This window comes from Streptomyces cupreus (assembly GCF_014257025.1).
Classification (GTDB): Bacteria; Actinomycetota; Actinomycetes; order Streptomycetales; family Streptomycetaceae; genus Streptomyces; species Streptomyces cupreus.
Genome location: NZ_JACMSF010000015.1, coordinates 101834 through 124282 on the forward strand (window position 1 = coordinate 101834; position 22449 = coordinate 124282).

General features: G+C 69.8%; 44 protein-coding genes and 1 pseudogene. 4 read left to right on the forward strand and 41 right to left on the reverse strand.

Translation table 11 applies throughout. The features are described 5' to 3' along the window. Nucleotides 1–55: 55 nt before the first annotated feature. From H4N64_RS16440 to H4N64_RS16530, 20 genes are all read right to left on the reverse strand, one after another. A complete protein-coding gene (locus tag H4N64_RS16440; protein WP_186283056.1) occupies nucleotides 56–214 on the reverse strand; it encodes a hypothetical protein in 159 nt (52 codons plus the stop codon). A 115-nt stretch (nucleotides 215–329) separates the two neighbouring features. Beyond that, a complete protein-coding gene (locus H4N64_RS16445; RefSeq protein WP_186283057.1) occupies nucleotides 330–935 on the reverse strand; it encodes a DUF6221 family protein in 606 nt (201 codons plus the stop codon). Further along, entirely contained in the window at nucleotides 928–1263 is a 336-nt protein-coding gene (locus H4N64_RS16450) for a hypothetical protein (protein WP_186283058.1), read from the reverse strand. Before H4N64_RS16450 ends, H4N64_RS16445 begins: the two co-directional genes overlap by 8 nt. Before the next feature lie 118 nt (nucleotides 1264–1381). Next, nucleotides 1382–1681 carry a hypothetical protein gene (locus H4N64_RS16455; protein WP_186283059.1) on the reverse strand — a complete coding sequence of 100 codons (300 nt, stop codon included), beginning with the start codon at nucleotides 1679–1681 and terminating at the stop codon, nucleotides 1382–1384. Beyond that, nucleotides 1678–2064, reverse strand: coding sequence for a hypothetical protein (locus H4N64_RS16460; protein ID WP_186283060.1), 387 nt, complete (start codon nucleotides 2062–2064; stop codon nucleotides 1678–1680). Before H4N64_RS16460 ends, H4N64_RS16455 begins: the two co-directional genes overlap by 4 nt. Then, on the reverse strand, nucleotides 2061–2255 hold the full coding sequence (locus tag H4N64_RS16465) for a hypothetical protein (protein ID WP_186283061.1): 195 nt from the start codon (nucleotides 2253–2255) through the stop codon (nucleotides 2061–2063). The genes H4N64_RS16460 and H4N64_RS16465 overlap by 4 nt, the downstream gene beginning before the upstream one ends. Next, nucleotides 2252–2380, reverse strand: coding sequence for a hypothetical protein (locus H4N64_RS45100; RefSeq protein WP_260859753.1), 129 nt, complete (start codon nucleotides 2378–2380; stop codon nucleotides 2252–2254). The genes H4N64_RS16465 and H4N64_RS45100 overlap by 4 nt, the downstream gene beginning before the upstream one ends. Continuing rightward, on the reverse strand, nucleotides 2377–2700 hold the full coding sequence (locus H4N64_RS16470; RefSeq protein ID WP_186283062.1) for a hypothetical protein: 324 nt from the start codon (nucleotides 2698–2700) through the stop codon (nucleotides 2377–2379). The genes H4N64_RS45100 and H4N64_RS16470 overlap by 4 nt, the downstream gene beginning before the upstream one ends. Nucleotides 2701–2760: 60 nt before the next feature. Further along, complete coding sequence (locus tag H4N64_RS16475) at nucleotides 2761–3018, reverse strand: hypothetical protein (protein ID WP_186283063.1); 258 nt, start codon at nucleotides 3016–3018, stop codon at nucleotides 2761–2763. Further along, complete coding sequence (locus H4N64_RS16480; protein WP_186283064.1) at nucleotides 3015–3329, reverse strand: hypothetical protein; 315 nt, start codon at nucleotides 3327–3329, stop codon at nucleotides 3015–3017. Before H4N64_RS16480 ends, H4N64_RS16475 begins: the two co-directional genes overlap by 4 nt. Next, nucleotides 3326–3727 carry an SLOG family protein gene (locus H4N64_RS16485; RefSeq protein ID WP_336246715.1) on the reverse strand — a complete coding sequence of 134 codons (402 nt, stop codon included), beginning with the start codon at nucleotides 3725–3727 and terminating at the stop codon, nucleotides 3326–3328. Before H4N64_RS16485 ends, H4N64_RS16480 begins: the two co-directional genes overlap by 4 nt. 151 nt (nucleotides 3728–3878) lie before the next feature. After that, nucleotides 3879–4100: a hypothetical protein gene (locus H4N64_RS16490; RefSeq protein WP_186283066.1), complete on the reverse strand. Its 222-nt coding sequence runs from the start codon at nucleotides 4098–4100 to the stop codon at nucleotides 3879–3881. Then, a complete protein-coding gene (locus tag H4N64_RS16495; RefSeq protein WP_186283067.1) occupies nucleotides 4097–5047 on the reverse strand; it encodes a sulfotransferase family protein in 951 nt (316 codons plus the stop codon). The genes H4N64_RS16490 and H4N64_RS16495 overlap by 4 nt, the downstream gene beginning before the upstream one ends. Nucleotides 5048–5119: 72 nt before the next feature. Next, nucleotides 5120–5938 (reverse strand): DNA adenine methylase, encoded by an 819-nt coding sequence (locus H4N64_RS16500; protein WP_186283068.1) that lies wholly within the window; start codon nucleotides 5936–5938, stop codon nucleotides 5120–5122. Next, nucleotides 5935–6273 (reverse strand): hypothetical protein, encoded by a 339-nt coding sequence (locus H4N64_RS45105; RefSeq protein WP_186283069.1) that lies wholly within the window; start codon nucleotides 6271–6273, stop codon nucleotides 5935–5937. The genes H4N64_RS16500 and H4N64_RS45105 overlap by 4 nt, the downstream gene beginning before the upstream one ends. Before the next feature lie 45 nt (nucleotides 6274–6318). Beyond that, on the reverse strand, nucleotides 6319–6855 hold the full coding sequence (locus tag H4N64_RS16510) for a DUF1643 domain-containing protein (protein WP_336246716.1): 537 nt from the start codon (nucleotides 6853–6855) through the stop codon (nucleotides 6319–6321). 81 nt (nucleotides 6856–6936) lie between these two features. After that, on the reverse strand, nucleotides 6937–7167 hold the full coding sequence (locus tag H4N64_RS16515; RefSeq protein WP_186283070.1) for a hypothetical protein: 231 nt from the start codon (nucleotides 7165–7167) through the stop codon (nucleotides 6937–6939). Next, nucleotides 7164–7466: a zinc finger domain-containing protein gene (locus H4N64_RS16520; protein ID WP_336246717.1), complete on the reverse strand. Its 303-nt coding sequence runs from the start codon at nucleotides 7464–7466 to the stop codon at nucleotides 7164–7166. Before H4N64_RS16520 ends, H4N64_RS16515 begins: the two co-directional genes overlap by 4 nt. After that, complete coding sequence (locus tag H4N64_RS16525) at nucleotides 7463–8122, reverse strand: zinc finger domain-containing protein (protein WP_186283071.1); 660 nt, start codon at nucleotides 8120–8122, stop codon at nucleotides 7463–7465. The genes H4N64_RS16520 and H4N64_RS16525 overlap by 4 nt, the downstream gene beginning before the upstream one ends. Continuing rightward, the gene (locus tag H4N64_RS16530; RefSeq protein WP_186283072.1) at nucleotides 8119–8997 is read right to left on the reverse strand and encodes a hypothetical protein; all 879 of its coding nucleotides are present in this window, start codon (nucleotides 8995–8997) and stop codon (nucleotides 8119–8121) included. Before H4N64_RS16530 ends, H4N64_RS16525 begins: the two co-directional genes overlap by 4 nt. 121 nt (nucleotides 8998–9118) lie before the next feature. Between H4N64_RS16530 and H4N64_RS16535 the strand changes: the two genes are divergently transcribed. Beyond that, a complete protein-coding gene (locus H4N64_RS16535) occupies nucleotides 9119–9457 on the forward strand; it encodes a type II toxin-antitoxin system Phd/YefM family antitoxin (protein ID WP_186283073.1) in 339 nt (112 codons plus the stop codon). Between the two features lie 53 nt (nucleotides 9458–9510). Here H4N64_RS16535 and H4N64_RS16540 read toward each other — a convergent pair whose 3' ends face one another. From H4N64_RS16540 to H4N64_RS16640, 21 genes and pseudogenes are all read right to left on the reverse strand, one after another. After that, nucleotides 9511–9831: a hypothetical protein gene (locus H4N64_RS16540; RefSeq protein ID WP_186283074.1), complete on the reverse strand. Its 321-nt coding sequence runs from the start codon at nucleotides 9829–9831 to the stop codon at nucleotides 9511–9513. 123 nt (nucleotides 9832–9954) lie between these two features. After that, the gene (locus H4N64_RS16545) at nucleotides 9955–10461 is read right to left on the reverse strand and encodes a hypothetical protein (protein ID WP_186283075.1); all 507 of its coding nucleotides are present in this window, start codon (nucleotides 10459–10461) and stop codon (nucleotides 9955–9957) included. Beyond that, nucleotides 10458–10850 (reverse strand): DUF6915 family protein, encoded by a 393-nt coding sequence (locus H4N64_RS16550; RefSeq protein ID WP_186283076.1) that lies wholly within the window; start codon nucleotides 10848–10850, stop codon nucleotides 10458–10460. The genes H4N64_RS16545 and H4N64_RS16550 overlap by 4 nt, the downstream gene beginning before the upstream one ends. Nucleotides 10851–11729: 879 nt before the next feature. Next, nucleotides 11730–12005, reverse strand: a pseudogene (locus H4N64_RS45110) (WhiB family transcriptional regulator); the annotation flags it as partial. Further along, nucleotides 12002–12544, reverse strand: a complete 543-nt coding sequence (locus H4N64_RS16560) for a RusA family crossover junction endodeoxyribonuclease (protein WP_186283078.1) — start codon at nucleotides 12542–12544, stop codon at nucleotides 12002–12004. The gene H4N64_RS16560 and the pseudogene H4N64_RS45110, both read right to left, overlap by 4 nt. Further along, nucleotides 12541–12801: a hypothetical protein gene (locus H4N64_RS16565; protein WP_186283079.1), complete on the reverse strand. Its 261-nt coding sequence runs from the start codon at nucleotides 12799–12801 to the stop codon at nucleotides 12541–12543. Before H4N64_RS16565 ends, H4N64_RS16560 begins: the two co-directional genes overlap by 4 nt. Further along, entirely contained in the window at nucleotides 12798–13112 is a 315-nt protein-coding gene (locus H4N64_RS16570) for a hypothetical protein (RefSeq protein WP_186283080.1), read from the reverse strand. Before H4N64_RS16570 ends, H4N64_RS16565 begins: the two co-directional genes overlap by 4 nt. Next, nucleotides 13109–13351, reverse strand: a complete 243-nt coding sequence (locus H4N64_RS16575; protein WP_186283081.1) for a hypothetical protein — start codon at nucleotides 13349–13351, stop codon at nucleotides 13109–13111. The genes H4N64_RS16570 and H4N64_RS16575 overlap by 4 nt, the downstream gene beginning before the upstream one ends. Beyond that, the gene (locus H4N64_RS16580; RefSeq protein WP_186283082.1) at nucleotides 13348–13671 is read right to left on the reverse strand and encodes a hypothetical protein; all 324 of its coding nucleotides are present in this window, start codon (nucleotides 13669–13671) and stop codon (nucleotides 13348–13350) included. The genes H4N64_RS16575 and H4N64_RS16580 overlap by 4 nt, the downstream gene beginning before the upstream one ends. Next, complete coding sequence (locus tag H4N64_RS16585; RefSeq protein ID WP_186283083.1) at nucleotides 13668–13967, reverse strand: hypothetical protein; 300 nt, start codon at nucleotides 13965–13967, stop codon at nucleotides 13668–13670. Before H4N64_RS16585 ends, H4N64_RS16580 begins: the two co-directional genes overlap by 4 nt. Next, nucleotides 13964–14293 carry a hypothetical protein gene (locus H4N64_RS16590; RefSeq protein ID WP_186283084.1) on the reverse strand — a complete coding sequence of 110 codons (330 nt, stop codon included), beginning with the start codon at nucleotides 14291–14293 and terminating at the stop codon, nucleotides 13964–13966. Before H4N64_RS16590 ends, H4N64_RS16585 begins: the two co-directional genes overlap by 4 nt. Continuing rightward, nucleotides 14290–15018 carry a 3'-5' exonuclease gene (locus tag H4N64_RS16595; protein WP_186283085.1) on the reverse strand — a complete coding sequence of 243 codons (729 nt, stop codon included), beginning with the start codon at nucleotides 15016–15018 and terminating at the stop codon, nucleotides 14290–14292. Before H4N64_RS16595 ends, H4N64_RS16590 begins: the two co-directional genes overlap by 4 nt. Then, nucleotides 15015–15794 (reverse strand): ERF family protein, encoded by a 780-nt coding sequence (locus H4N64_RS16600; RefSeq protein WP_260859754.1) that lies wholly within the window; start codon nucleotides 15792–15794, stop codon nucleotides 15015–15017. The genes H4N64_RS16595 and H4N64_RS16600 overlap by 4 nt, the downstream gene beginning before the upstream one ends. Continuing rightward, entirely contained in the window at nucleotides 15791–16840 is a 1050-nt protein-coding gene (locus tag H4N64_RS16605) for a YqaJ viral recombinase family nuclease (RefSeq protein WP_186283086.1), read from the reverse strand. The genes H4N64_RS16600 and H4N64_RS16605 overlap by 4 nt, the downstream gene beginning before the upstream one ends. Further along, nucleotides 16837–17193, reverse strand: a complete 357-nt coding sequence (locus H4N64_RS16610; protein WP_186283087.1) for a hypothetical protein — start codon at nucleotides 17191–17193, stop codon at nucleotides 16837–16839. The genes H4N64_RS16605 and H4N64_RS16610 overlap by 4 nt, the downstream gene beginning before the upstream one ends. Continuing rightward, nucleotides 17190–17570 carry a hypothetical protein gene (locus H4N64_RS16615; RefSeq protein ID WP_186283088.1) on the reverse strand — a complete coding sequence of 127 codons (381 nt, stop codon included), beginning with the start codon at nucleotides 17568–17570 and terminating at the stop codon, nucleotides 17190–17192. Before H4N64_RS16615 ends, H4N64_RS16610 begins: the two co-directional genes overlap by 4 nt. Beyond that, on the reverse strand, nucleotides 17567–17809 hold the full coding sequence (locus tag H4N64_RS16620; protein ID WP_186283089.1) for a hypothetical protein: 243 nt from the start codon (nucleotides 17807–17809) through the stop codon (nucleotides 17567–17569). The genes H4N64_RS16615 and H4N64_RS16620 overlap by 4 nt, the downstream gene beginning before the upstream one ends. Continuing rightward, nucleotides 17803–18150 carry a hypothetical protein gene (locus tag H4N64_RS16625; protein ID WP_186283090.1) on the reverse strand — a complete coding sequence of 116 codons (348 nt, stop codon included), beginning with the start codon at nucleotides 18148–18150 and terminating at the stop codon, nucleotides 17803–17805. The genes H4N64_RS16620 and H4N64_RS16625 overlap by 7 nt, the downstream gene beginning before the upstream one ends. Continuing rightward, nucleotides 18147–18416: a hypothetical protein gene (locus H4N64_RS16630; protein ID WP_186283091.1), complete on the reverse strand. Its 270-nt coding sequence runs from the start codon at nucleotides 18414–18416 to the stop codon at nucleotides 18147–18149. Before H4N64_RS16630 ends, H4N64_RS16625 begins: the two co-directional genes overlap by 4 nt. A gap of 86 nt (nucleotides 18417–18502) precedes the next feature. Further along, nucleotides 18503–18802 (reverse strand): DNA-binding protein, encoded by a 300-nt coding sequence (locus tag H4N64_RS16635; RefSeq protein ID WP_186283092.1) that lies wholly within the window; start codon nucleotides 18800–18802, stop codon nucleotides 18503–18505. A gap of 5 nt (nucleotides 18803–18807) precedes the next feature. Further along, a complete protein-coding gene (locus H4N64_RS16640; RefSeq protein WP_186283093.1) occupies nucleotides 18808–19062 on the reverse strand; it encodes a helix-turn-helix transcriptional regulator in 255 nt (84 codons plus the stop codon). 176 nt (nucleotides 19063–19238) lie between these two features. Between H4N64_RS16640 and H4N64_RS16645 the strand changes: the two genes are divergently transcribed. From H4N64_RS16645 to H4N64_RS16655, 3 genes are all read left to right on the forward strand, one after another. Next, the gene (locus H4N64_RS16645) at nucleotides 19239–19652 is read left to right on the forward strand and encodes a helix-turn-helix domain-containing protein (protein ID WP_186283094.1); all 414 of its coding nucleotides are present in this window, start codon (nucleotides 19239–19241) and stop codon (nucleotides 19650–19652) included. 444 nt (nucleotides 19653–20096) lie between these two features. Further along, a complete protein-coding gene (locus tag H4N64_RS16650) occupies nucleotides 20097–21470 on the forward strand; it encodes an integrase (RefSeq protein WP_186283095.1) in 1374 nt (457 codons plus the stop codon). 12 nt (nucleotides 21471–21482) lie between these two features. Beyond that, on the forward strand, nucleotides 21483–22421 hold the full coding sequence (locus H4N64_RS16655) for a WYL domain-containing protein (protein ID WP_186283096.1): 939 nt from the start codon (nucleotides 21483–21485) through the stop codon (nucleotides 22419–22421). Nucleotides 22422–22449 lie beyond the last annotated feature (28 nt).

Sequence of the window (22449 nt, forward strand, 5' to 3'; positions counted from 1 at the left end):
TGTGGCGCGAGGTGGCGTGGGGGTGGTTGTTCGTTCGAGCTGTCACCCGGCTGCGTCACCACATGCGGCAGGCCCGCCACAGCAGCTCGGCCGCGAGAGTGCAGCGGTGCCCGCACAGCCACGCGCAGAGGCTGTCGATGCGACGCTCGGCGTAGAAGCGGGCGCGGGCACCGAGCGGCAGACGCGGAGACAGGATCTCCCCGGGCCACGTCACGGCCGTAGCTCGCAGCTGCATCGACAGCCGCACGAGCAGGGCTTCGGCGGAGGTGGCGGCGGGGGCGGTGGCACGGGAGTCCGTGGCGGTGTGAGCCTCGGATTCGGGTTGTGGCTCACGGCGTCCTCTTCCAGTTGGGGCCGCGCAACGCGGGCGGCACCTCCGACATCTGCATGAGATCAGCAGCACGCAGCCGGCCGATCCGGATACCGGGGCCCGGCTCGGGGCGCGGCGGCATCGGCGAGGGTACGGGCTGGTCGAGGGTGGCAAGGATCTCCGGGGTGAGACCGTGCGCGTAGCCGAGGTCGAGGAGCTCCGGGCACTCGTTGAGGTTGTCGGTTTCGGAGAGTTCCATGTCGCCGTAGGTGCCGCAGCCGAGGCAGGCGGGTTCGTGGTGGACGTCGGGGTTGAGGCGGTGGCGGTTGAGGATGCGGCGGTCGGCTTCGCAGCGGCGCAGCACGGCGGCGGGGTCGTGCATCGCGATCAGCAGGTGCTCGTTCCGGCCCGTCTGGACGAGCGCCACGGGCTGATCGCTCTCACGCACGGCGGCCTCGGGCGGCTCGCCAAGGGTGCGGGAGTAGGCGACGATCTGCGCCCATCTGCCGGAGCGGGAGGGTTCGGTGCGCCATTCGTCGGGCTCGTAGCCGCCCGGTGCGATGAGGCGCGCGGTCTCCTCGACGCGGTCGATTTGCTGGGTGATCCAGCCGCGCAGGTCAGGCACCGGGGGTCTCCTTCCAGGTGGTGAGCGGCGGCTCGGCCTCACGCAGCGGACACTCCACGCACCCGCCGTTCCGCGCCTTGATGCACGCCTCCAACCGGGCGCGCCCATACGCGAACCACGGGCCGTCCCACCGATTGCCGGGGATACGGGCAACGATCCAGTCCGGGCCGACCGCCTCGACACGCACGCACACGTCGTGGTCTTGGCCAAAGGCGCCGCCAGCGTCGCCGTGGATGATGTCGCCGGGGGTGAGTGGCTGGTAGCCGGGGCAGTCGTGTTCGGCGTAGACACGGATGCCGGGCTGGTGGCAGGTGGTGCAGACGCTCATCGGGTGGGCTCCTTGATCCAGGTGGCGGGCTGAAGAGTGAGGCGTCCGTCCGACAGTCGGCCCCACCAGTACGGTCGGCCAAACAGCCAGACGACACGCAGTCCATCGGGGTCGCGGATCACGACGGCTCCTTCGGCTGATCGGCAGGCATCAGCGCCCGCATGTACTCCTCGATCTCCGCCACGCTGAGCGGCGGCGCTGCGGCCGGCGTGGGCCGGCAGTGAACGATGCCCGGCCGGAGCGTCTCGTCGTACGCGAGGGGCCAGTCGCAGGACCGGGCCGCTTCGAGGAACTCGGGTGTAGCCCTGGGCTCGACGGTCTTCGGGCGGAGGACGTCCTTCAGGTAGTCAAGCGTGCCGGATTCGGCGGCGATCTCCTGCACGGGGTCGGTACGCACGAACAGGATCTCCATGGTCACTCGGCCTCTCCGTTGAGGGCGCGGATCGTGGGGCACGGCCACGGCACCGAGTAGTCGGGGTAGTCGTGTTCGGAGCAGTGCTCGCAGGTGCCGGAGTGCTCGTTGCGGCAGTGGAGGTCGTGGACCCGGGCGATGGCGGCCTCGGCCTGGAGTGCACGGCTGTGCTTCGTCGTGAGCTCAACGAGCTTGAGCAGGAAGCGGCCGACGTCGCCCATGACGGTGTCGTGCGGGGTGTCACCCCAGTCGTCTGCTGGGGCGCGGGTCGCCCAGTCGGTGGCGTTGGCGACGACGCCAGCGACGGTGCTCTCGGCGCGCTCCATCCGTGCGTACAGCTCGTCGAGTTGGTCGCTGGTGAGGTGGTCGAGGGGGATCCGGTCGGTCATGCGCTGCTCCTTCGCTGATGGTGCCAGCCGCCGCACCCGAGCCCACACGGCACGGCCTCCTGTCCGGAGTCGCCAACGTGCCCGTGGAGTGCGGCGAGGGCGAGGGCTTTGGTGCGGTAGCGGATGCCGGCGGGGCACCGCCGTCTGCGGCCGATGGTGCGGGCGGGGTGGGGCAGCTGTGGGCGGGTCATGTCGGCTCGTTGTCGTCGGCGGGTGTGCCGAGGCCGCGCCACCAGGCGGTGGTGTGTTCGGCCAGTTCGAGGTCGGGGTTATCCGAGTCGTCGTCGGGCTGGGGCAGCCACGGGCGGGCGGTCACGGCTGGCCGCTCTCGTCGTTATGGGCGAACAGGATCGGTATCGCGGGGGCTGCTTCGTCGCCGCGTGCCTGCCGTACTGCCTCCCGGGCGGCGTCGATGCCGTGCAGGCTGGTGTGCTGGGGCTCGGGGTAGACGGGGTTGGGTGCGGCGGTAGCGGCGTCGGTGTGGATCGGATCACCTGCGGGGAGGGCGCAGACGCAGACGTTGGCCCGGTATGCCTGCGTGAACTCGTGGGGGTGGGTGCGGGATTCTTCGGCCATGCCGCATTCGCAGTTGCCTGCGTTGGTGTGCGGGGACCGGCTGTACGGGTGGATGGTCACGGTGTTGCTCCTGGGTGCGGGGTCCGGCCCGGGTGACGGGCCGGACAGGCGGGGCGGGGGTCAGGCGGGGTCCACGACGCCTGGTGCGCCGTGGTCGACCGTGCCGAGGACTTCCTGGCAGAGGCAGCCGTCGACCGGGGACCAGGACGGGCAGACGCTGACGGCTTCGGCGTCGTGGCTGCATGGGTCGAGCCAGCACTCTTCGGTGCAGCCGCACTTGTCGTTGTTGTGCCAGCGCGGGACGGTCTGTCGGCAGAGGTCGCAGATGAGGTACGGGTTGGCGAACGAGACGTAGACGTGGGTTCGGGTGTGGGTCATGCGGCTGCCTCGCAGTTGTGGGCGCGGATTGTGCCGTCGCGTTTCGGCTGGAAGTTGCGCCCGCAGTCGGGGCACGGGATGGGCTGCTGACCGGGGGCAACGAGGATGGCGATCTCGCTGTCGAGGTCGAGCCAGACGAGGAGGCTGATCAGGGCGTCGGCTTCGATGGCGCGGCCGTTGCTGATGCGGGTGAACACGCTGACGGGGAGGCCGACTTGTCGTCCGACGCCGCGCCACGAGAGGCCAAGGTTGCGGCGTTGGATGTCGAGTCTGCGGTGAAGTTCGGGGACGTCGAGGCGGTGCGTGCTCATGCGGTCCACCGCCTGACGGGGATCCCGGCCTGCTCGGCGAGAGCGGCGGTGTGGGAGGCGCCTCGGCTGCCGTTGCGGATGAACGCCAAGCACACGTCGGCGCCGAGGTTGACCATCTCGGCGTTGCGGCGGAACCCGGCCGAGCGGTCGAGCTTGCCGCCGGGCCGCCAGTTCGCAGGGTGCTTCTCCTCGGTGACGCTGCCGAGGGCGAACAGGCGGGCTGTCCTGCACCAGTGGGCCGCCTGCTCGTCTGCGCCGTGGGGGCACGCGCCGTGCACGACGGTCAGAGTTCGGCCGGAGATGAGGGCTTCGTCGCGGACGTCGTTGAGGGCGGCCCACACGGTGTCTTCGGTGGGCCAGTCGCGGCTGCCGGTGACGAGTACGCGGTACGGCTTCACGGGTTCCTCCATGATCGAAAGCCCTGTGCGCCTCTGAGAGGCCCTGAGGGCCCCTCCGGACGTCGCGAGGCACCGGCAAGTGGGGTTGAGGCGCTCCTGGGGGCGCTCAGCGGCTTCCTGGGGGCCGAGTTGGGGGTGTGGGAATCTGCGGTCACGACTTGCCTCCGGGATCTGTCATGGTTTGCGAGGTTTCGACGCCCATCCGAAACGCGGCCAGCTCCACCGCCTCCCGGATCGACAGCTCGCCGTCGGCTTCGGCCCACATCTGCGCGGCCCGACGCGAGAGTTCGTCGGCTATCGCCTGCGCTTCCTGAGTCATCTGCGGGCGGCCCTTCCGGCTACGGCGGCCGGGCGCGAACTCGTGGCCGCTCACGTCTGCGCCCCGTCCTGCCCCGCCCCGGCGGCGGGCCACTCGCCGCGCTCCTTCTGCGCGACCCGGACCTGCCGCAGGCTGATCAGCCACTCGACCCGCAAATGCCATCGGCGCTCCTGCGAGCGGGCCCGCTGGAGCTGGGCGTCGATGGACTCGACGCTGGCGTGGTCGGTGAACTCGGGGCGGAGACGGTCGATGCGGGCTGGGTCCTCGGCGGGGGTGGGCGTCTCGGTGTCTGGCTGCCGCACCCCGGCGGCGGGCTCGGGCTGGGGCACCTCGGCGGCCAGACGACGCAGCGCCTCCCGCCCGGCCTCGATCTCCCGGGCGCGGCGGCGCAGATGGCTGGCTCCGAGGGCGCCGATGTGCTTGGCCATTGGGTCGCCGAACGCGTCGGTAAGATCGTCGGCCGCCTCGCGCAGGACGGCGGCCCGGTCGGCGGGCGGCGGCAGCACCGCGAGGACCGAGTCGGCGGCGCGCTCGGCGTTCAAGCGGTCGCCGTCCCAGTCGGTCAGCGGCCACAGCGCTTCGGCGATGCGGTCGCGGAGGGTGTCGGGTACGGCAGACACAGGCACGGCAACAGGTGCGGCGTTCGGGTCGTTGCGGTGTACGACCGCATCAGCAGCCGCCAACGCCAACGACGCGTACTCGCCCACCGACAGGCCGACCGTCTCGCCGCGCTCCAGTAGCACCCGCGCGTTCGGACCCAGGTGGATCTTGATGGTGCGCAGAGCAGGCTCGATCAGCTCGGCCAGTTGCGGGACGGTGTACGTGTCGAAGCCGATCGCCGGAAGCCCGTCAGTGGCCTTGTAGACGCGCGACAGGCTCACGGTGGGTTCGGGCTCCGTCGCGTGCTCGCACTCGCCCCAGACGAGCGTGTGGGCCCCAGCGCGGCGGCACTTGCGGTTGCAGCCGTCGAAGTCGATGGCGGTATGCGGCTGGTCGTTCATGGTCGTCTCCAGGTCTAGGGTTGGTGGTGCCGGCCGCCGTGGCTCCAACACGGCGGCCGGTCTGGTGGGTGGTCATGCCGGGATGTCGGTGAACAGGCCAAGCTGGTCACCCAGCGGGCGGTTCGCCCACAGCACCTCGGTGCGCGCCTTGTCGCCCTTGCCGTTGCCGGTCGACGTCGCCTGCTCGTACCGGTGCCAGCCGTCGTACAGCTCGCCGTACAGCGGGCTGTCGTAGCCAGACAGGACCACGGTCGCCTTGCAGTCGCCGAGCGCGGCCGCCAGCTCGCGGTGATCCCCCTCCGCCTTCATCTCCACCCGGTAGTTCGACCACGGGCGGGTCGTGCCGAGGTACGGCGGATCGACGTACAGCAGCACCTTGGGCTGCTTGCCGTACTTGCCGATCAGATCGAGCGCGGGCAGCGACTCCAGCGACACGGCGTGCAGGCGCTCCGCTGCGAACGCGAGGCGGTTCACGTAGGCATCGAGGTAGCCGGGCATCGACGTCACCGAGCCAGCCGGATCGATGTAGTAGCGCCAGCCGGTGTTTCGCAGCGTGCCGGAGCGGCCCTGGGCGAGGCGGCACCAGATGCGGCGGGCGAGTTCCAGCTCATCGTTCGTCGGCTCCCACGTGGCGGCGAGTTCTTCGCGGGCGTGCGGGGTCAGGGCGCACGCCCGGATCAGCTCGGTGGGCCGGTCGCGGAGGACGCGCCAGAACGTCATGAGTTCGCCGTCGAGGTCGTTGACGGTCTCCATGCGGGAGGGCCGTTTGGCGAGGAGGACGGACATGCCGCCGGCGAACGGTTCGACGTAGTGCTCGTGGGTGGGCAGCATCTGGACGATCCAGTCGGCGATGCGCTGCTTGCTGCCGAAGTACGGGACGGGGCTCTTCACGACTGGTGTCCGTTCTCGGCGGCAGACGACACGACCGGGACGGCAGGGTGCGTGCGCCGGTACGCCTCGACGGCCGTGTGGCCGTTGACGGTCATCTCGGGTGCCTTCTTGCGGGCCAGGGCGAGCGCGTCGTCGTAGTCGGCGAACCGGTGCGCCAGGGACTCGCTGGGCTGCCAGGTGCCGTCCTCGGCGTAGAACTCGTGGCCGCTGTGGACGACCCATCCGCCGTGCTTCAACTCGACATGCAGGGCGAAGTACTTGTGGTTGATGTCGCGGGCGGGCAGGACGGAGACGGTGTAGCGGGTGATCGAGACGATCACCTCGGGCTGGTTCATGGTGGTGGTTCCTTCCGGGTCGGAGACGATGCGGGGGCGGGCAGGTCAAGCGGCGGGCTGCATCCACGGCTGCGGCGTGAGATCGGCCTTGAGGTACAGCGGATGGCGGGGCTGCCCGTCCTTGGTGAGCGCGAGCGCCGACAGCCGGTCCATGCCAGGCAGGGCAAGAACGGCGGCTATCCGGTCCTGACGGGCGTTCGCGCCCCACGCGGCAACCAGCGGGCCCCCGGACGCGGCGGCGATCGTGGCGGCGGCGTACAGGTGCGCGTCGTTCTCCGGGCCCACCGGGTCCTCAACCGCCCACAGCGCAGCCGGGTCGGTGGCGCGCCAGGCGTACAGGTTCGCGACCATCAGCGCGCCGCAGCCCCAGGCGCGGGCGTAGCCCAGGCAGCGACGGATCGTCGGGTCATCGCGGAGCACGTCGGCCGTGGACGGGTTGAGCATCACGAACACGGCGGTCGGCTTGGCGTCGTCCCATTCGCGGCCGAGGAGGTAGCGGTAGCGCTCGCAGTCGGACAGGACCGCCGAGCCGAGGACGGTGGGTATCGGCTCTGCGTCGAACAGGGTGGGCGGGTTGGTCACGGTTCCTCCGGTCTGCGCTGGTTCGGGGTGTTGTGGGGCGTGAGGGTGTGGACGCGCGGGAACGGGCGCGACAGTGATCGGTTAGGCGGCGCCTGCATGTGGCTGGACGAGTCGGAGGCGCCGCGTCCGGGCGCGGTCGCGTGTGGCACGTTCGCTGGGGTCCTGCCAGCCGTTGAGTGCTTCGTCGAGGATGCGGAGGTGTTCGGCTTGTTCGAGGGCGGTCCAGGGGCGTGGGCCGGCGGGTGGTGGTTGGGCGTGGCCGAAGGTGCCGGTCGGGATTGCTTCGGCGAGGAGCTTGTCCAGCGGTGTCATGCGCAGGTGTCCTCTGCTTCTTGGTAGCGGCGGGCGTGGACGCCTTTGCGGGGGATGCCGTCGTCGTGGCAGGAGATCCCGGGTTCGACTTGGCATTGGGGGCAGCAGGCGGTCGTGCGGGCCCACGCGTTGACGCGCTGCGGGTGCGGTTGCGGGAGGCGGCGTCCGGACTTCCGCAGGACGCACGGGGCGTGGGCTTTCGCGCCGCAGTGCGAGCACGGCACTGAGCGGGCGGGGTGGTGGCCGGCGCGCAGTTGGTGGCGGAGCTGCGGGGGCATGGGGGCGACGTAGCGCTTCACGGGGCGTACTCCTCGGCGAGCTGCTGCTGGAAGGCGTCGAGCTGGGCCCGCTCGGCGGGGGTCATGCGCTTGAGGCGGTCGCGGGCTGCGCCCTGTCGGCGGGCGGCCTCGGCGGCCTCCGCCTCCGGGTCGGCGGCCTCGCCGCGGCGGGCGCTGTGTGGTGCGCGCTCGGCGCCGCTGGGTGTACGGCACGAGCGGCCGACGGGCGCGGAGCACTTGGCGCAGACGGTGCCGAGCGGTCCGGGCCGCTTTACGTCTTCGACTTCGGGCGGGACTGGGCGGCCGACGCCGGAGACGAGTTCGGCGATGGGGCGACGGGTGGGGAGTCCGTCGGCGGCACGGTGCCGCTGGTTGCGGATGGCGGCGAGGTAGGCAGGGATGTTGTCGGGGTCGGCGTCCGGGATCTCCGCGGGAAGGCCGGGGCCCTGGATGTCAGCTGCGGTGTCGGCGCGGTGTTGGCGGACGGCTTGGCGGATGTCGGCGGGCATGATCCAGCGGGTTTCGGTTGCGTAGTGCGCGGTGACTGCCGCTTTGGCGGCGGTGAGGTCGATGTCGGCGAGGACGGTGGTCCAGGCGGCGACGTCGGTGCGGCCGATGGTGCGGCGGTCGAAGGCGGCGCAGAGGCCGAGGAGTTCGGCGGTTTCGGCGGGTGTCATGCGGTGTGTCCTTCCTCGGCTCTGAGTTCGGCGGCGAGTTGGAGGGCAGCGGCGACGCGGTCGTCGGTGGTGGAGCGGCGGGGTGGGGGGGTGTGGCCGTTGCCGTCGAGGGCAACGAGGAAGGCGCCTTGGGTGGGGCTGGCTCGTTGTGTGGTGCGGCGGGCGTCGTCGCGGATCCACTTCTGCCAGGCGTCGGGCCAGCTTTTGCGGCGGGCGCCGGTGGAGCGGTAGTGGCTGACGAATTGGGCGGTGCTGTGGTCGATGTCGACGCCGGGGTGTGTGGCGTGGGCCCAGCGGCGCATGGCGTCGGTTAGCTGGAAGCCATCGATCTCGATCGGCGCGGGCGCAAGGTGATCAAGATCAGGCGCCTCACTACCTGCACTATCCCCACCTACATCAGCCATAGAAGGGGTACGGGTCGGGACGGGTCGGGACGGGGCAGCGTCTCCGACGCCGTTACGAGACGCGTCGCGAGACGCATCTGTAGACGCGTCTACATCGGGGCTGCCGTTCGGGGGCTCCGGGTCAGGTGTGCCGCCTTGCTTCTTCTTCCGCCACCGCTGCTGACGTGCGGTCCTCTGCTCCCGGTCGGCACGGACCTGCTCGGCGGTGGGGTTGTAGTCGTGGTAGTCGTGGATCTTCCAGCCGACGCCTTCTAGGACTTCGAACAGCTCAGCGTCGACGAGCTCTTTGGCGCGCGTTCGTGTCGCCCTCACGTCGGCTACGAGTCGCAGTTCTGCCGTCTTGATGACGCCGTCGGTGAGGTTCTCGGCCGACCAGCAGATCGCGGAGACGTACAAGCGGAACGCGCCGTCGGACAGGAGGCGCACTTTCCTGTTCGAGGGGAACCGGTCGTCGAATCGGGCCCAGGGCATCTGCGCTTCTTTCGGTCGTGCGGAACAGAGGTTGGCGTCTTGGCAGGGCTGGCCTCGCCCTGCCATACTACTTTAAAGATTGGCGAGATTGGAAGGATTGGCGATGACTTACACTCTGGCCATGGCTGCTGACCAGGGCATTCAGACTGCGGACGACGGTGTGGCGGAGGTCTCGATGACCTCGGCGCGCGCGAACCTGACCCAGCTGCTGCGCGACGTGCGATACGGCGGGCGCCCGGGTGCCTTCACCGAGCGCGGCGAGCGAAGCGCCTACGTCGTGCCGCCCGACTTCTACGAACAGGCCCTCCGCGATCGGGCACTCGTCGAGCTGCTTGAGCGGCGCGCTCAGAGGGTCATGGACCCGGACGCCCCCGTGAAGAACCACGCCCAAGCCCTGCGAGTGGAGTTGGACCTCGCCAGGCAGGACGTGGACGCCAGGCTGAACATCGCCGAGTCCTGACCCCGCCCCCTCCTTGCCGGCCCCGCCGTGCGCGGGGCCTTTGCCATGCCTGCTCACGCGACCCGTCCAGCCCGGGCGGCTGGTGTGCCCCGCCACACGGACACCGCGGACCGTTCGCCGGTGGGCCGGCTGCTGCGTTCGAAGTCGACGTGCTCGATGAGTCCGTCGCGGACGAGGGATTGGGCGAAGTTGCCCCAGTCGGCGCGCGGGTTGGGCGGTTCGGGCAGCTCGTGCTCTTTGGCGATCTCGTAGGTGGTGAAGCGGCGGCCTGAGCGTGCGGCGGTCACGAAGGCGGGGCGCACGTCGTCGACCCATTCCGCGTAGCTGCTGGTGGTGGGGATGGTGCCGTCGAGGGCGGGTTGGATGGCGGTCATCGCGTGCCTCTCGCTTCGGGTGGTGCTGGTGTGGTTCGGAGGGGCCGGGCCCACCCCGCAGGGGGGGAGGTGCGGGGCGAGCCCGGGGCGGCCGCTGGGGGAAGACGGCCGCCGGTCAGGTGGTCAGTCGTGGCTGTAGAACTCGACCTCGATGCCATCGCGGCGGACGGTCACCTCTGCGTGGTCGCCGAACGCTTCGAGCAGGACCAGTTCGAAGGCGCCGCAGTCGATGGCGTCACCCAGCGCCTTGCAGCGCCGGTAGCGGGCCCCGTCGGGGCCCTCGTACGTCTCGCTGACTACGACCCGACGCTTGGTCTCGGGGTCGTCGGCCCACTCCGTGGTGACCTTGCCGAGGGTCCGGTGGCCCCACATCTCCAGCTCGTACTCCTCGGCGTCCTCGTCCGCGGTGGTGCGCACCCACAGGCCGTGGGCGCTGAACTCGCAGGGGTCGCCGTCGTTGAAGTACGGGGTGTACTGCCGCCACCCGAACTCGACGATCGTCGGGTCGTCGAGGACGGCCTGAAGGATGGGCTGGAGTTCCTCGATCGGTTTCTGCTCGACGCGGGTGGCGCCGGGGGTGATGTCGCCCTGGACGGGGATGCCGAGGAAGTTGCGGGTCGTGTCGGTCACTTGAGGTCTCCAACGGTGGCGGGCTGGTTGAGGAGCAGGTGGGAAAGCGGGACGGTCTTGCGCTGACTGCCGGACATCCACGGGGCGATGGGCATGCCGTCGATGTAGTCCGCCGGGGAGGGGAGCCAGCCGAGGTCCTCCAGGACGTGCTGTTCGGCGATGAGCCGGACCGGGACCTGCACGGCGGACCGCTGCTTGGGGACGTCGAGGGTGACGCCGAAGATGCGCTGGCACAGCCACACGCCTTCGGTGTGGTGGTAGAGCGAGCGGTGGCGGACGTCGCCGATGATTCGCTTCGAGCTGTCGATGAACTCGTGCACGGGCAGGTAGAGGTTGGGGTCGCCTCCCCACTTGCGGGCGGAGGATTGGGCGTGGTGCCAGGAGTTCATGTGGTCTCCTTGTCGGGGCCCCGCCTCAATTCGCCTGAGGCGGGGCGCTTCATGTGGGCGGTTCAGTGGCCGACGGGGCGGCCGCAGTTCTTGCAGCCACCCGAGTTCGGCGGTATCGGGGCTTGGCAGTTCGGGCAGGCAGTCACCGCGGCCCCCTCTGCTCGGAGACGGCGGCCTGAGCCGCCCGGTACGCCTGCGGGTTGGACCTGCGCTTGCCACTGGCTACCGCCCGCGCGTCATGCACCCGCGAGTCCGAAATCGGCGACGGCGTCGTCCACGCGGCCGCCGGATAGCCAGGGCCTGGCTGCGGCTCCGGACGGTCGGCCAGCGCGCTCGGCGTGTGAGCAGGGCACGCATAGCCAGGCAGGAAGAGGCGCACGCCGTCGACCGCCCGGCAGTACCGGGACTCGGCACCCACCCAGTGACCGCAGACGGGCGCCTGCACCTCGCCGCTCACGACGCCAGCTCCAACGTGGTGCCGGTCCTACGCAGCCGGTTGTCCGCGTCCGTGTTCGCCCGCTTGCACGGCTCGCACGCCTCCTCGCCCCGGCGGCGATGCCACGTGTAGCCGGACCGGGTCCCGCACGTTCCCCGCTCTTCCTGGTCCGTCAGATGCGCAGGCAGCACGCAGCCGGAGACTCCGCAGCCGGAGTACACGCGCCCGCTGGGGTAGTGGCCGCGATCCTGCGTGAACGCCAACTGCTTCGGCGTGTACTTACGGCCACCCCAGTACGCGTCGGTGGTGCCGACCCACACGCGATGCCCGTTCTGGGCGCGGGTGTTGAGGTTGAAGTACTCGCCGATGGTCCGCGGCTGCGCAGGCTCAGACTGTCGTGCGGCCTCGGCCTTGGCCGCGGCCTCCTCGGGCGCGGTGTTGCCGCGGGCGACGGACCGGCGCAGGCTGCGGCGTTCGTGTTCGGTGAGCCCGCCGTAGATGCCGTCGCTGATGTTGTTGTCGTTGGCGAAGGCGAGGCAGGCATCGACCGAGGGACAGCGCCGGCATACCTTCTTGGCCTCCTGGATGGCGAGCAGCCAGGGGCCATCCGTGCCTTTCGGGAAGAACAGCTCCGGGTCTTCCTTGCGGCAGGAAGCGGTGTCGCGCCAGTCGGCGGGGCGGGCGTTGGTGCGGGTGTCGCGGATCCCGGTGCGGGTCATGACGTCACCGCCCCGGGGAGCGGCCACACGTGGATGACGCAGCCCGGCACCGTCAGTACGTCGTCGGCGTCGGTCTCCGCGTACCACTTGCCGAGCTGTACATACTCGACGACCCGTGCGTCGTCCTTCCACACGACGCCGGTCAGGGCGTCCTCCGTGGAGCGCACGAGCTTGGACAGGTCCGGTGTTCCGGCAGGCCGGGACGGGGCCGCGTCCCGCAGCAGGTGCGCGTTGCGGCCCGTGCGGTAGTGCCCTTTGGGCCGGTCGAAGGTGAACGTCATGGCGACGGCGAGCGGGCCGTCGAGGACCGTCCAGTTGTCGAGCTGCTCGGTGATGGCGAGGGCGGCGTGTTTGACGTCCTGCCGCCACGGCTTGACCTTCTTCGACGACTCGACCATGATCCCGCGGCCGACGTGCCGCTTGGATCCCTGCGGGGCGGGGATGCCGTGGACGGTGATGGTGATGGCGGGCTCGGGCCGGGACCCGGCCACCGTGGTGGCGGCCGGGGTGCCGGGGGCGAACAGGGTCGGTGCGGTCATGCTGCACGCTCCTTCCGGCGCTCCCGCTGGGCGCGGAGCCTGCGTGTGTTGGCCGCTTTGCAGGCGTCGCAGCGGCACGCGTAGTTGATGTAGGTGCTGGGGCTGCCGTGCCCGGCACGGTCGGCCAGGGCCGGGTTGGCGGCGCGCCGCTTGTTCGCGGCGTTCTGGTAGAGGCGGTTGGCTTCCCGGCAGGCATTGCAGCGGCAGCCCTGCTTGTACGTGCCGGGCTTGCCGTGGCGTGGGTCGGTGCTGCTCACAGGTCCCCCTTCGTGTTGATCGGGCAGTCCGCGGTGGTGGTGGCGGGCTCGCCGGTGCGCTTGGTCTTCTGCCGGTAGGTGCGTTCGGTGTTGGCTTTGCGGCAGAGCGGGCAGCGGCAGCCCTGCCGGTAGCCGCGCATGCCGTGCTCGGCGACGACGTGCTTGGGGAGGAGGCCGAGGACGTCGAGGAGCTGGCGGCAGTCCGCCGCGTCCCGGGCCTGCGAGGCGACGTACAGCGTGGCGCGCTGCTTCTCGTCGGGGGTGGCGTGGTCGTGGATGCCCCACGTTTGCCGGTTGAGGTCGAGGCTCACCGCTGGTCCTCCTCTTCGGGCTGGTCGAGGACGGCGTCCCACAGGCGTTCCGGCCCGGCGTTCCAGGCCGGGTCGTAGGCGGGCTGGGAGTAGAGGAGTTCGAGGTCGTCGACCTCCCGCGCGGCTGCGGCCTGCTCGGCGTGCGCGGTGTCGGACGGGCGTGGGCGGAGAGCCCCCCACACCAGCCATGCGAAGCCGAACAAGGTGGCGGCGATGGCAAGGTTGAAGAGCGCGCTCACAGCGCACCCCCTGTCGGGTGGCTGGTGAAGTCGTCGCAGCGGAACCCGTTCCGGGTGATCACCCCGGCTTTGGTCTCCCAGCACACGTCGCACCAGCCGAGGCCGATACGGACCACTCCGAAGGCCTGCGTTTCTGCGCAGGGGTCGACGGCCGTGTACTCGGAGGGCGGGCCGATCAGATCCTCCAGCGGAGGCAGAAGCCCCACGCTCCGGTGCCGGCCGGGCGCGTGCTCGGGGCGCACGTACCAGCGGGCAACACCTGCGGCGGTGACGAGGGCGCCCATCAGTGAGGCGGCGCCGACGGTGATGCGGTCAATCACAGCTCGCTCCCTTCCAGACGGGCGAGCTCCAGCCGGAGGTCGATACCGCGGGCCTCGCACGCCTCCCGCAGCGACAAGGCCATCGAGCGGGCGTCTGACAGCGCGCTGGAGGGGTGCTCGGCGGCGACGATGTGCAGGGCCACCTCGTCCTTCAGATCCGAGAGTTCGCGCGCGAACCGGCGCCGGGCGCTGGTCTCGGCGGCGAGTTGCCCGAGAGCTCTGTCGCGTTCGCCGATGAGCCGTTCGACCTGCGCGACCAGACGCGCATTCCGCTCGGCGAGAGGGCCGCGACTCATGACGTCACCCCCTGCCTGAGGTCGTGCAGTTCGCGGGTGTCGGCCTCATGCGTGGCCTGCATCTGGCCGAGCCGCTCGGTCAGTTCCCGGACAGTGCGCTCGGCGAGCTGAAGTCGGCGGCGGAGTTCGGCATCCCCCACCGCGGCCTCCGGCTGCGGGAGCGGGGTGGCCGGGCTACCGTCCTCGGCTTTGGCGAGGTCGCTGCGGAGGCGGGTGATGGTGCCCAGCCGGTTGGCGGCGAGTTTCTCCGCGGCTTCCAGGTCGCGGGCGGTGCGCTGCTGGAGGGACTGGAGGGCTGCATACTTGGCGGCACTGACGAGCCTCACGACGCACCCCCGTCCCGCTGCACCGGAATCAGCGGCCACTCGGTGCGCACCCCGTCCGCCCACGACTCCTTGCCAGGCGTCCGACGGAAGTACGCGGCCAACGAACGGCCCTGCTCCTCAGCCCATCCGATCTGCGCCTGATGCAGATCGTCGATGCTCATTGACCCGAGCTGCTGCACCGTGGTGCCCAGTCGCCAGGCGACCCGGCACGCGGCGATGGCGTCGGCATCCGCGCTGTGCGCGCCGTCCAACGGAACCCGGTAGTGCTCGCACAGATCCGACAGGGTGCGCTTGCCCTTACGGCGGCTGACCTGCTTATCCAGGACGCGGGGATCGATGACCCGCAGCTGGTCGCCGACGATGTCGCTGAGCGGGCACACGCGGTGCCTGCGCGCCTCACGGTCGAGCATGGTGAGGTCGAAGCTCGCGTTCATCGCGACGAGCGGGATCCCGGCGAGCACGACCTGCGACAGCGCCGCGACAACCTGCTCGACGACTTGGCCGGCGGGTTGCCCTTCGGCCCGGGCCCGCTCCGTGGTCACCTTGTGGATGTCGCTGGCGGCCTTGGGGATCTCGACGCCGGGGTCGGCCAGCCAGTTCGCGGATTGGGTGGGGTGCTTGCCGCCGCACTGGACGACGCATGCGGTGACGATGCGGTCGGACTCGACGTCGACGCCTGTGGTTTCGAGGTCGAAGCCGCACAGGCGGCCGAGGTGCCAGCTCATGCGCCACCGCCAGTGCGCTCGCCGTGAATCCGTCGACCGAGGTCGCCGAGCGTTTCCCACTCGCCGGTCTCGTTTTGCACGCGCGAGCCCAACATCCGTGCGTTGGACACCTCGTAGCCGATCTGCTGGATCCGGCCCGGGCTGGTCTTCGGATCGAGGAGCTCGTCGCGGTACGACTCTGCGGATCGGGCTGGCGCCTCGATGCCCCGCTCGATGCGGTCGGCGTCCGGGTCTGTGTCGTGCGTGGGCGTCAGCCCGAACCCAAGGAGCAGCGTCCGCAGCGCGACCGACTGCGCCTTCGTCGTGGCCTTGTCGGCGGTGTCGAGGGCCTCGCCCATCGTCTGGAGGGTGAGCGTGTCACCCATTGGCCCCATGATCGTCCAGGTGACGAGGACGGAGCACTCCCGCATCTTGCCGCCGGACTTCGTCGTCTTCTCGCCGTACGACGCTTCGACCTTCGACGACATGACGTGCACACCGTGCTTCAGCGTGACCGGGCCGAAGACGTTGACGACGGTGTCCACACCGCGGAAGTTGAAGCGCGTGCCGGACTGGTTGTACAGCTCGCCCTTGCCGATGGCGCGGATGTCCCGGCGGACCCGGAGCCATGCGACACCGACGGGCACCATGTCCGGGTCGTCGTCGCCGGGCTCGTAGTCAGCCATGGGGTCGGGCGCCGGGATGAACTCCTCGGCGGCCGGTGCTTCCTCAGCCGGGGCCGGGGAGTTGTCGGTGCGGCCTGCAGCGGCCGCAGCCCGCTCAGCGATCGTGGTCATGCGTTGTGCTCCTCACGGACAGAGCGGGGAATGTTGATCTGGCGATAGGTGCGGTCCTCGACGCAGTCCGCGTAGGCATCCGGCCAGCGCTCGGCGAGGCGGGCGACGTCCGTCCACTGCTTGGAGCGCTCATCGAGGGACACATGGACGCGGTCCAGGACCGTGGCCGCCTCGGCGCTGCCGAGCCCGGCGAGGATGCGGGCCTTCGCCGCCTTCTTCCGCTTCTCGGCCGCCACGTAGTCGTTGTGCGCGTCGAGGTAGTCGGCGACGGCGTCCTGCGTGTCGACGTCGCGGGTGATGTCCACGACCCCGTCATGCTCCGGGTGCAACCGCTCGTACAGGTCGAGCAGAACGTCCGGGTCGGCGTCCGCGGGGAGGACCGGCGGCCGCCGGTCAGTGATCTGCTGCCAGGCGCGGGCCCCGGCCTCACGCAGGTCCGCAATCAGCTGCTCGTGGTCGACGACGCGGACGACGAACTGCCGGTAGTCGTTGCCGCCGATCCGCACCGCAACATGGATGTGGTCGAAGCCGCACACGTCGGCTTGCCACAGGGTCTGTACGAGGACGTCGTCGGCGACGCCCTTGCGGAACAGGCCAGCCTTCATCTTGTCGCGGCACTTGATCTCGACGGCGCACTTCTCGGCGCCGTCGGCGAGCGGGCATTCCAGGACGCGGCGGTCGAGGGTGCACATCTGCCAGGGCCGGTCGATGTTGGCGACGAGGCCGACGCGGCGGACCACGCTGCGGTTGCGGCGGGCCCACTCGCGGGCGACGCCTTCCTCGTCGATCCGTCCCCAGAGGGCGGGTTCGCTGTCGTCGGACTCCAGTGGTAGGCCGCCGGTCTTGTCGTGCCAGACCGAGAGGGCGTTGCCGTACCGGCTGATGCCGAGGATCGCGGCGATGTCCGAGGAGCCGATTCCGGAGCGTCGGGCGGTGAGCCAGTCGGCGCGGTCGGCGTCGGCGGGGAGGATGAGTCGGCCAGTCGGTGTGACGCGGCGGCCGGCGGCCGGGGCCGTGTTGGCCCCGGCGTCGGTGGTGGTGGTCATCGGGTGGCCTCCGCTTCAGCAGGCTGGCCGTGGTTGTGCTGGTACACGGCCAGGAGGCGTTGCGCCGCCTGCACGTTGTTCATCTGCACCGCCTTGTTCAGGGCGGTGATGAGGGCGCGGAGGTAGCCGAGTTCACCAGGCCACCCCTCGACGACGGCGCCCTCGGAGGCGAGGACCTCGGCCCGGTAGGCGCCGAGGAGTGTCCGGGCCGCCTCCTCGTTACCTCCGCGCCGGGACGCCAGCCCCGACACGATCGCCTCAGCGGGAGTGCGGGTGGCGTCGCACCAGCGGCAGTTCAGGCCGTTGTCCCAGACGTGGCCGGGCGGATGGTTCGGGCAGACGGAGGCGCTCATACGGCAGCACCACCCTCACGGCGCTGCGCCGGGATCACGACCGGCTTCGGCACAGCAGCCTCCAGCCGCTTCGCCAGCCGCGCCAGCGCCTCACCGCGCACAGGCACCTCGTAGCCGACCTTCAGCGCCAGGTGCTCCATGAGGAGCTTCTCGGGCTCCCACCCGTTGTGCTCACGGGAGACACTGCGGTCGTCGATGATCTCCATGAGGAGAGCGAGGGCGTCCTCGTCGTCGGCGATGGCGGTGACGACGTGGGTGAAGTACTCCTCCAGGTCGAGGTACACGCCGTCCGGGACACGCCGGGTGTACAGGCGCATCGGCTTGGTGGTGGCGGGGCGCCGGAAGAGGCGGTGGAGGGCGAGTCGGATGCGGTTCATCGGGTGGCCCCCTTCAGGGCGTTGAAGCGGGACGGCTTGGCGTGACGCGGTTCGAACCGGGCGTCAGCGATCGCGATCAGCAGCCGGTCGAAACGACCCGACTCGACCAGCAGCCACACATCCGGCCGGGGCACACGGGCGTCGACGAGGAGGAAGTACGGCACCGCCAGCGCGGCGCCCGCGCTGATCGCGCCGAATACGGCGCTGGCCGGGGTGAGATCGGCGAGGAGGGTCAGCACGGAGCACCGCCCGTCTCGGGCAGATCCCGGGACACCCGGTAGGTGTGGTGCAGATGGAACGGGTCGTCCTCACGCAACGCCTGCGTCGGCGCGATCCGCTGTGTGATCCCGTCCGCTCCCCGCAGCACCTCCTGCTGCGCCTGAAGCGCGGCCAGTTGCTCCGTCAGCTCGGCAACCCGAGATCGCAGCCGCTCCAACTCGGCGGCGCCGCCCGACTCCACCAGCATCCCCGCGTCGATGAAGATCTGCGGCGCCGCCGACACGAACTCCTCGCCACTGTCGATGAGCCCCGCCCACAGCACCCGGCGGCCCTCAGCCAGCAGTTCCTCCCGGGCGCTCACGACGCCACCGCCGACCTGGCGATCAGCGGACCGAACGACTGCTGCACCTCGTGCAACGTCCACGGGTACGAGGCACCGTGGCCCGCGTCCTCCGGGTTGTGCGGGTTCGGGCAGGCGAGCAGCAGCTCGCCGTCGGAGGTGTGGCCGTTCGGCACCCACACGTCATCGCTGCTGTCGACGAACTCCGTCTGCGGCAACGTCGCCTTGTGCAGCGGCACCACCCGCGAGGGCTGTGTGATGCTCAGGGTTTGCAAGAATGTGGCCATCGAAGGCCTCACTTTCTGGATTGGTGGGGTCGCCGATCAGGGGCCGTCTACCGGGCAAAGGGGGCGGCCCTTCGGCGTTGAAGGGGTCAGGCAGCGGCAGACGCGGGCTTCCGCCCGGCCGTCCGGCGGCGCTGACGCGGCATCGCACGGCCCGTTCTCGGGTCGCCGGCGCGGCGCGCCTCATAGATCGCGGCCCGGTCCTCGCGGTTGGTGACGATGCGGCGGCCGCTGTAGCTGTGCAGGTGGCGGTTGGCCCTGAGGAACCGGCGCAGCCATGAGACGGAGCAGTTGAGTACGTGGGCCGTCTCCTGGACGGTCATGAACTCCTGCTCCGGGTCCTGCGGGGGGACGGGCACTCCGTAGAGCTCGTAGGCCTTGGTGGCCATGGCGGTTATGTCCTTTCGGGTGGGTCCTCGGTGGGGCGAGGTGGCTGGCGTTGGAGGCGCTCGTCGCTGGCTTTGAGGGCGGTGCGGAGCGCGATGTACGGCGGTTTGCGCATGTGTGTGCGGGTGCCGGTTTCGAGGTGGCGGATGTAGCGGTCGGTGACTCCGACCAGGTCAGCCAGCTCGGCGCGTGTCAGTCCCGCTCGCATGCGTTCCTTGCGGATCGCGTCCCCGTCGACCTCGAAGGTCGTCGGTTGGTGCATGCCTTAAAACTAGCCCTAGTTAGCCTCGCTGTCTAGCCTAAGTTAGCCGAGCATCGCGCGAAATCGACTTCCAGGGTGACTGGCAAGTAGCCTTAGTTAGCCTTGCCTCAGCGGAAACCGGCCGTTTGGCCCGTCAGAGCTAGTCGGAACTGGGTTCCGGCTGCCAAGATGTCGACATGGCTACTCGTGATCTCGGACGCCTCGCGCGGCGCGTGAAGGCGCACCGTCTTGAGCTGTTCTCCTCGCGCCTTGCCGCAGCTCGGGCGGCAGGGATCTCGAAGGACACCTGGCAGAGGGTCGAAGAAGGGGAAGAGGTCCGCGAGTCGACGTACGCCAAGATCGACAGGGTTCTTGGCTGGGCTGTCGGCAGCTGCATTCTGATCGCCGCTGGCGGTGAGCCGGTCCTCGCCGACGAAGCGCCAGCGGCGGCCGCAGTTGCGCCGCGCCTGTCCGAGGAGGACGTGCGGGAGGCGGCTTACAAGGCGGCGATGGCGAAGCTGCCGGACGCCCCTATCGGGGCTGTGCAAGCGTTCGCTGAAGAGCTTGTGAAGGTTCTGCGCAGTACGGGCGCCATGGAAGATGACGCCTGATCAGGTCTGATTGGCCGTACAACCTTTTCGCCGTAACCTGATTGTGACCTTCCGGGGCTGACGAAAGCTCACCAACCCCCTCCCGCTCCCGTGTTCGACATGTAACGCTGTGTCCCCACCCGGGGAGGTTCCCGCCAGGCGACACACAGGGGGACCGGTGAGTTGTGTAATCAACCTCGACCTGGGGCCGGGCATCCTCGGATACCCGACCCAGATCGCAGGCCAGGAGGTATGTGTCCTGTCCCCAAGAGCCGCTGACGACCGCACGATTCAGGCGAGCGTGAGGCGGTTCATGAAGGGCCAGGGCCGGGATTGCGGAACCTGCCGCGGCTGCCCTGTAGGCGCGACAGAGTAGGCAGTTCCAGTACGCGGAGGCCGGCGGTAGGGGTGCCTGCCGGCGTATCCGCACTCACCGAACTCGCGCAAAGCGTCTGGGGGGACGGCATGCCATCTGTGGAGATGCGCGGAAACAGCATCCGGGTGAAGTGGTGGGGCGGCGAGTACCACCTCGACGAGCACGGGAAGCCGACGAAGCGGAAGAAGTACGAGAGCGCATCCGGGCCCGAGCCTGGTGTGCCGTTCGAGAACGAGGACGAGGCGTACAACTACGGTCTCGACCGCGAGTCCGACGTCCGCAACAACCGTCACCGGCCCAAGTCCAAGAACATGGGCATGGGCGAGTACTGCGATATCTGGTTCGCCTCGATCGAGCTGCGCGTGCGGTCGGAGAACAAGTACGAGTCGATCCTGAACGCTGTGATCAAGCCGTACTGGCACACATGGACCGTCGCCCAGATCACGCCCGTCGACTACGACCAGTTCAAGAGCTACGTCACCAAGCGGTATTCGGAGAGCTACAAGAACAGCATTCTCAGCGTGTTCCGGATGCTCATGGACGACGCCGTCCTCAAACACAAACTCCGCGACGAGACACCCGTCATCGTCCAGAGACGGCGTGGCCGGTACGAGAAGAAGCAGACCCGCCGCGTAAAGCGCGAGCTGCCCATTGAGGCTGTGCACCAGCTGGCCTCAAACGCCTACCACGTATGGGGGTTCGCGGGCTGGGTGTACATCTGGACCGTCGCCTTCACCGGCATGAGACCGCCCGGTGAAATGTACGGGCTGCAACGCGGGTTCGCCTCCCCGCACTGGCCGGCCACTGACCCCGACCGTGATCGGCGAGAGGAAGAGGAGCCGCGGTACGCGGACTTGCATGCGCTGCGCGTGCAGCACCAGATGTACTACGCGGACGGCAAGCCGGTATTGGCCGGGCCGAAGTACGACAGCTACCGATCTCTCGTGATTCCGCCATTCCTTCATGAGCAGCATGCGGCGCTGCTGGCATCCCACGACAAGCCGTTCATGTTCGTGTCGAAGGCTGGCAAGCCGATGCTCGGCGTCGGATTCACGAAGAACTACTGGTACCCGATTCGGGACGGGCAGGACGAGGTGAAGCCGGCGCCGGGCGGCGCGCGGGTTGCCCGTCCGGAGCTGCCACCTGTGGAGGAGATGGCCGGGCAGGACATCTACCGGCTGCGGCACTGGCACAAGGCTCTACTGGACGAGCCGGGGGCGGACATCGCTGATGTGGCGAAGGAGGCCCGGCTGGGGCATGAGTTGCCGGGTATGGCGGGCGTCTACAGCGAGGTGACGCTGTCGATGGAGCGGCGCATTGTGGAGTACCTTCAGGAGGTATGGGAGAAGCGGGTTGTCGCGAGGGGTCTGTGGGTGGCTCCGTTTCCCATCGCTTCCCCAGATGATCTTTTCGAGGGGGAGAAGTCGCTGTTCAGCAGCCTCCCTGTGCTTGGCCTCAAATGACATCCTGTGTCAGTGAAGTCCAGCCGTCTCGTCTCGATCCTGCTGCTGCTCCAGACCCGCGGCCGGATGACCGCCGCCCAGCTCGCCGAGGAGCTGGAGGTCTCCGTCCGCACCGTCTACCGGGACGTCGAGGCGCTGAGCGCGGCCGGAGTCCCCCTGTACGGCGACGCCGGGCACGCCGGCGGCTACCGGCTCCTGGACGGCTACCGCACCCGGCTCACCGGACTGACCGCCGACGAGGCCGAGGCCCTGTTCCTCGCCGGGGTCCCGGGACCCGCCGCCGAACTGGGGCTCGGCTCGCTGCTCGCCGCCGCCGAGCTGAAGGTCCGCGCCGCCCTCCCGGTCCAGGCCGACCGGATCAGCGCCCGCTTCCACCTCGACGCCCCCGGCTGGTACTCCGACGCCGACGCGACCCCGTTCCTCCCGCAGGTCGCCGACGCCGTCTGGAACAGCCGGGTCCTGAACATCCTGTACCGCCGCTGGCGCGAGCCCACCGATGTGGAGCGCCGCCTTGAGCCGTACGGACTCGTCCTCAAGGCGGGCCGCTGGTATGTCGTGGCGGGGCCGGGGCCGCGTACCTTCCGGGTCGACCAGATCCTCGAACTGACGGCGACACCCGAGGAGTTCAGCAGGCCCGACGACTTCGAACTCGCGGCTTACTGGGCGGCGTACCAGCGGGATTTCCACGACCGGCTGCACCGGGGCGAGGCGGTGGTGCGGCTGGCGCCGGGGCGGACCCTGCCCCGGGCGAGCAACCTCCGTACGGAGAAGGACGGTTGGACGCGGGTCACGGTCCCCATCGAGTCCGTCGACCACGCGCACGGCGAGTTCCTGCGCCTAGGCACGGACGTCGAGGTGCTCCAGCCCGTCGAGCTGCGCGAGAAGATCGCCCGTACCGTCGCCGAACTGGCCGAGAAATACGGCAACTTCACGGTCGACGGCGGCGACTGAAGGGGAACGGAACCCGTCCGTCCTCCCA

Bases quoted from the DNA above. Each gene is read 5' to 3' on its own strand.
- H4N64_RS16615 (WP_186283088.1), bottom strand. From the start codon at position 17,570: ATGAACCGCATCCGACTCGCCCTCCACCGCCTCTTCCGGCGCCCCGCC.
- H4N64_RS16600 (WP_260859754.1), bottom strand. From the start codon at position 15,794: ATGACCACGATCGCTGAGCGGGCTGCGGCCGCTGCAGGCCGCACCGAC.
- H4N64_RS16480 (WP_186283064.1), bottom strand. From the start codon at position 3,329: ATGAGCACGCACCGCCTCGACGTCCCCGAACTTCACCGCAGACTCGAC.
- H4N64_RS16535 (WP_186283073.1), top strand. From the start codon at position 9,119: ATGGCTGCTGACCAGGGCATTCAGACTGCGGACGACGGTGTGGCGGAG.
- H4N64_RS45105 (WP_186283069.1), bottom strand. From the start codon at position 6,273: ATGAACCAGCCCGAGGTGATCGTCTCGATCACCCGCTACACCGTCTCC.
- H4N64_RS16525 (WP_186283071.1), bottom strand. From the start codon at position 8,122: ATGACACCCGCCGAAACCGCCGAACTCCTCGGCCTCTGCGCCGCCTTC.
- H4N64_RS16515 (WP_186283070.1), bottom strand. From the start codon at position 7,167: ATGACACCGCTGGACAAGCTCCTCGCCGAAGCAATCCCGACCGGCACC.
- H4N64_RS16610 (WP_186283087.1), bottom strand. From the start codon at position 17,193: ATGAGCGCCTCCGTCTGCCCGAACCATCCGCCCGGCCACGTCTGGGAC.
- H4N64_RS16650 (WP_186283095.1), top strand. From the start codon at position 20,097: ATGCCATCTGTGGAGATGCGCGGAAACAGCATCCGGGTGAAGTGGTGG.
- H4N64_RS16605 (WP_186283086.1), bottom strand. From the start codon at position 16,840: ATGACCACCACCACCGACGCCGGGGCCAACACGGCCCCGGCCGCCGGC.
- H4N64_RS16640 (WP_186283093.1), bottom strand. From the start codon at position 19,062: ATGCACCAACCGACGACCTTCGAGGTCGACGGGGACGCGATCCGCAAG.
- H4N64_RS16630 (WP_186283091.1), bottom strand. From the start codon at position 18,416: ATGGCCACATTCTTGCAAACCCTGAGCATCACACAGCCCTCGCGGGTG.
- H4N64_RS16450 (WP_186283058.1), bottom strand. From the start codon at position 1,263: ATGAGCGTCTGCACCACCTGCCACCAGCCCGGCATCCGTGTCTACGCC.
- H4N64_RS16560 (WP_186283078.1), bottom strand. From the start codon at position 12,544: ATGACCGCACCGACCCTGTTCGCCCCCGGCACCCCGGCCGCCACCACG.
- H4N64_RS16635 (WP_186283092.1), bottom strand. From the start codon at position 18,802: ATGGCCACCAAGGCCTACGAGCTCTACGGAGTGCCCGTCCCCCCGCAG.
- H4N64_RS16460 (WP_186283060.1), bottom strand. From the start codon at position 2,064: ATGACCGACCGGATCCCCCTCGACCACCTCACCAGCGACCAACTCGAC.
- H4N64_RS16495 (WP_186283067.1), bottom strand. From the start codon at position 5,047: ATGAACGACCAGCCGCATACCGCCATCGACTTCGACGGCTGCAACCGC.
- H4N64_RS16465 (WP_186283061.1), bottom strand. From the start codon at position 2,255: ATGACCCGCCCACAGCTGCCCCACCCCGCCCGCACCATCGGCCGCAGA.
- H4N64_RS16585 (WP_186283083.1), bottom strand. From the start codon at position 13,967: ATGAGTCGCGGCCCTCTCGCCGAGCGGAATGCGCGTCTGGTCGCGCAG.
- H4N64_RS16645 (WP_186283094.1), top strand. From the start codon at position 19,239: ATGGCTACTCGTGATCTCGGACGCCTCGCGCGGCGCGTGAAGGCGCAC.
- H4N64_RS16475 (WP_186283063.1), bottom strand. From the start codon at position 3,018: ATGACCCACACCCGAACCCACGTCTACGTCTCGTTCGCCAACCCGTAC.
- H4N64_RS16550 (WP_186283076.1), bottom strand. From the start codon at position 10,850: ATGAACTCCTGGCACCACGCCCAATCCTCCGCCCGCAAGTGGGGAGGC.
- H4N64_RS16540 (WP_186283074.1), bottom strand. From the start codon at position 9,831: ATGACCGCCATCCAACCCGCCCTCGACGGCACCATCCCCACCACCAGC.
- H4N64_RS16530 (WP_186283072.1), bottom strand. From the start codon at position 8,997: ATGCCCTGGGCCCGATTCGACGACCGGTTCCCCTCGAACAGGAAAGTG.
- H4N64_RS16595 (WP_186283085.1), bottom strand. From the start codon at position 15,018: ATGAGCTGGCACCTCGGCCGCCTGTGCGGCTTCGACCTCGAAACCACA.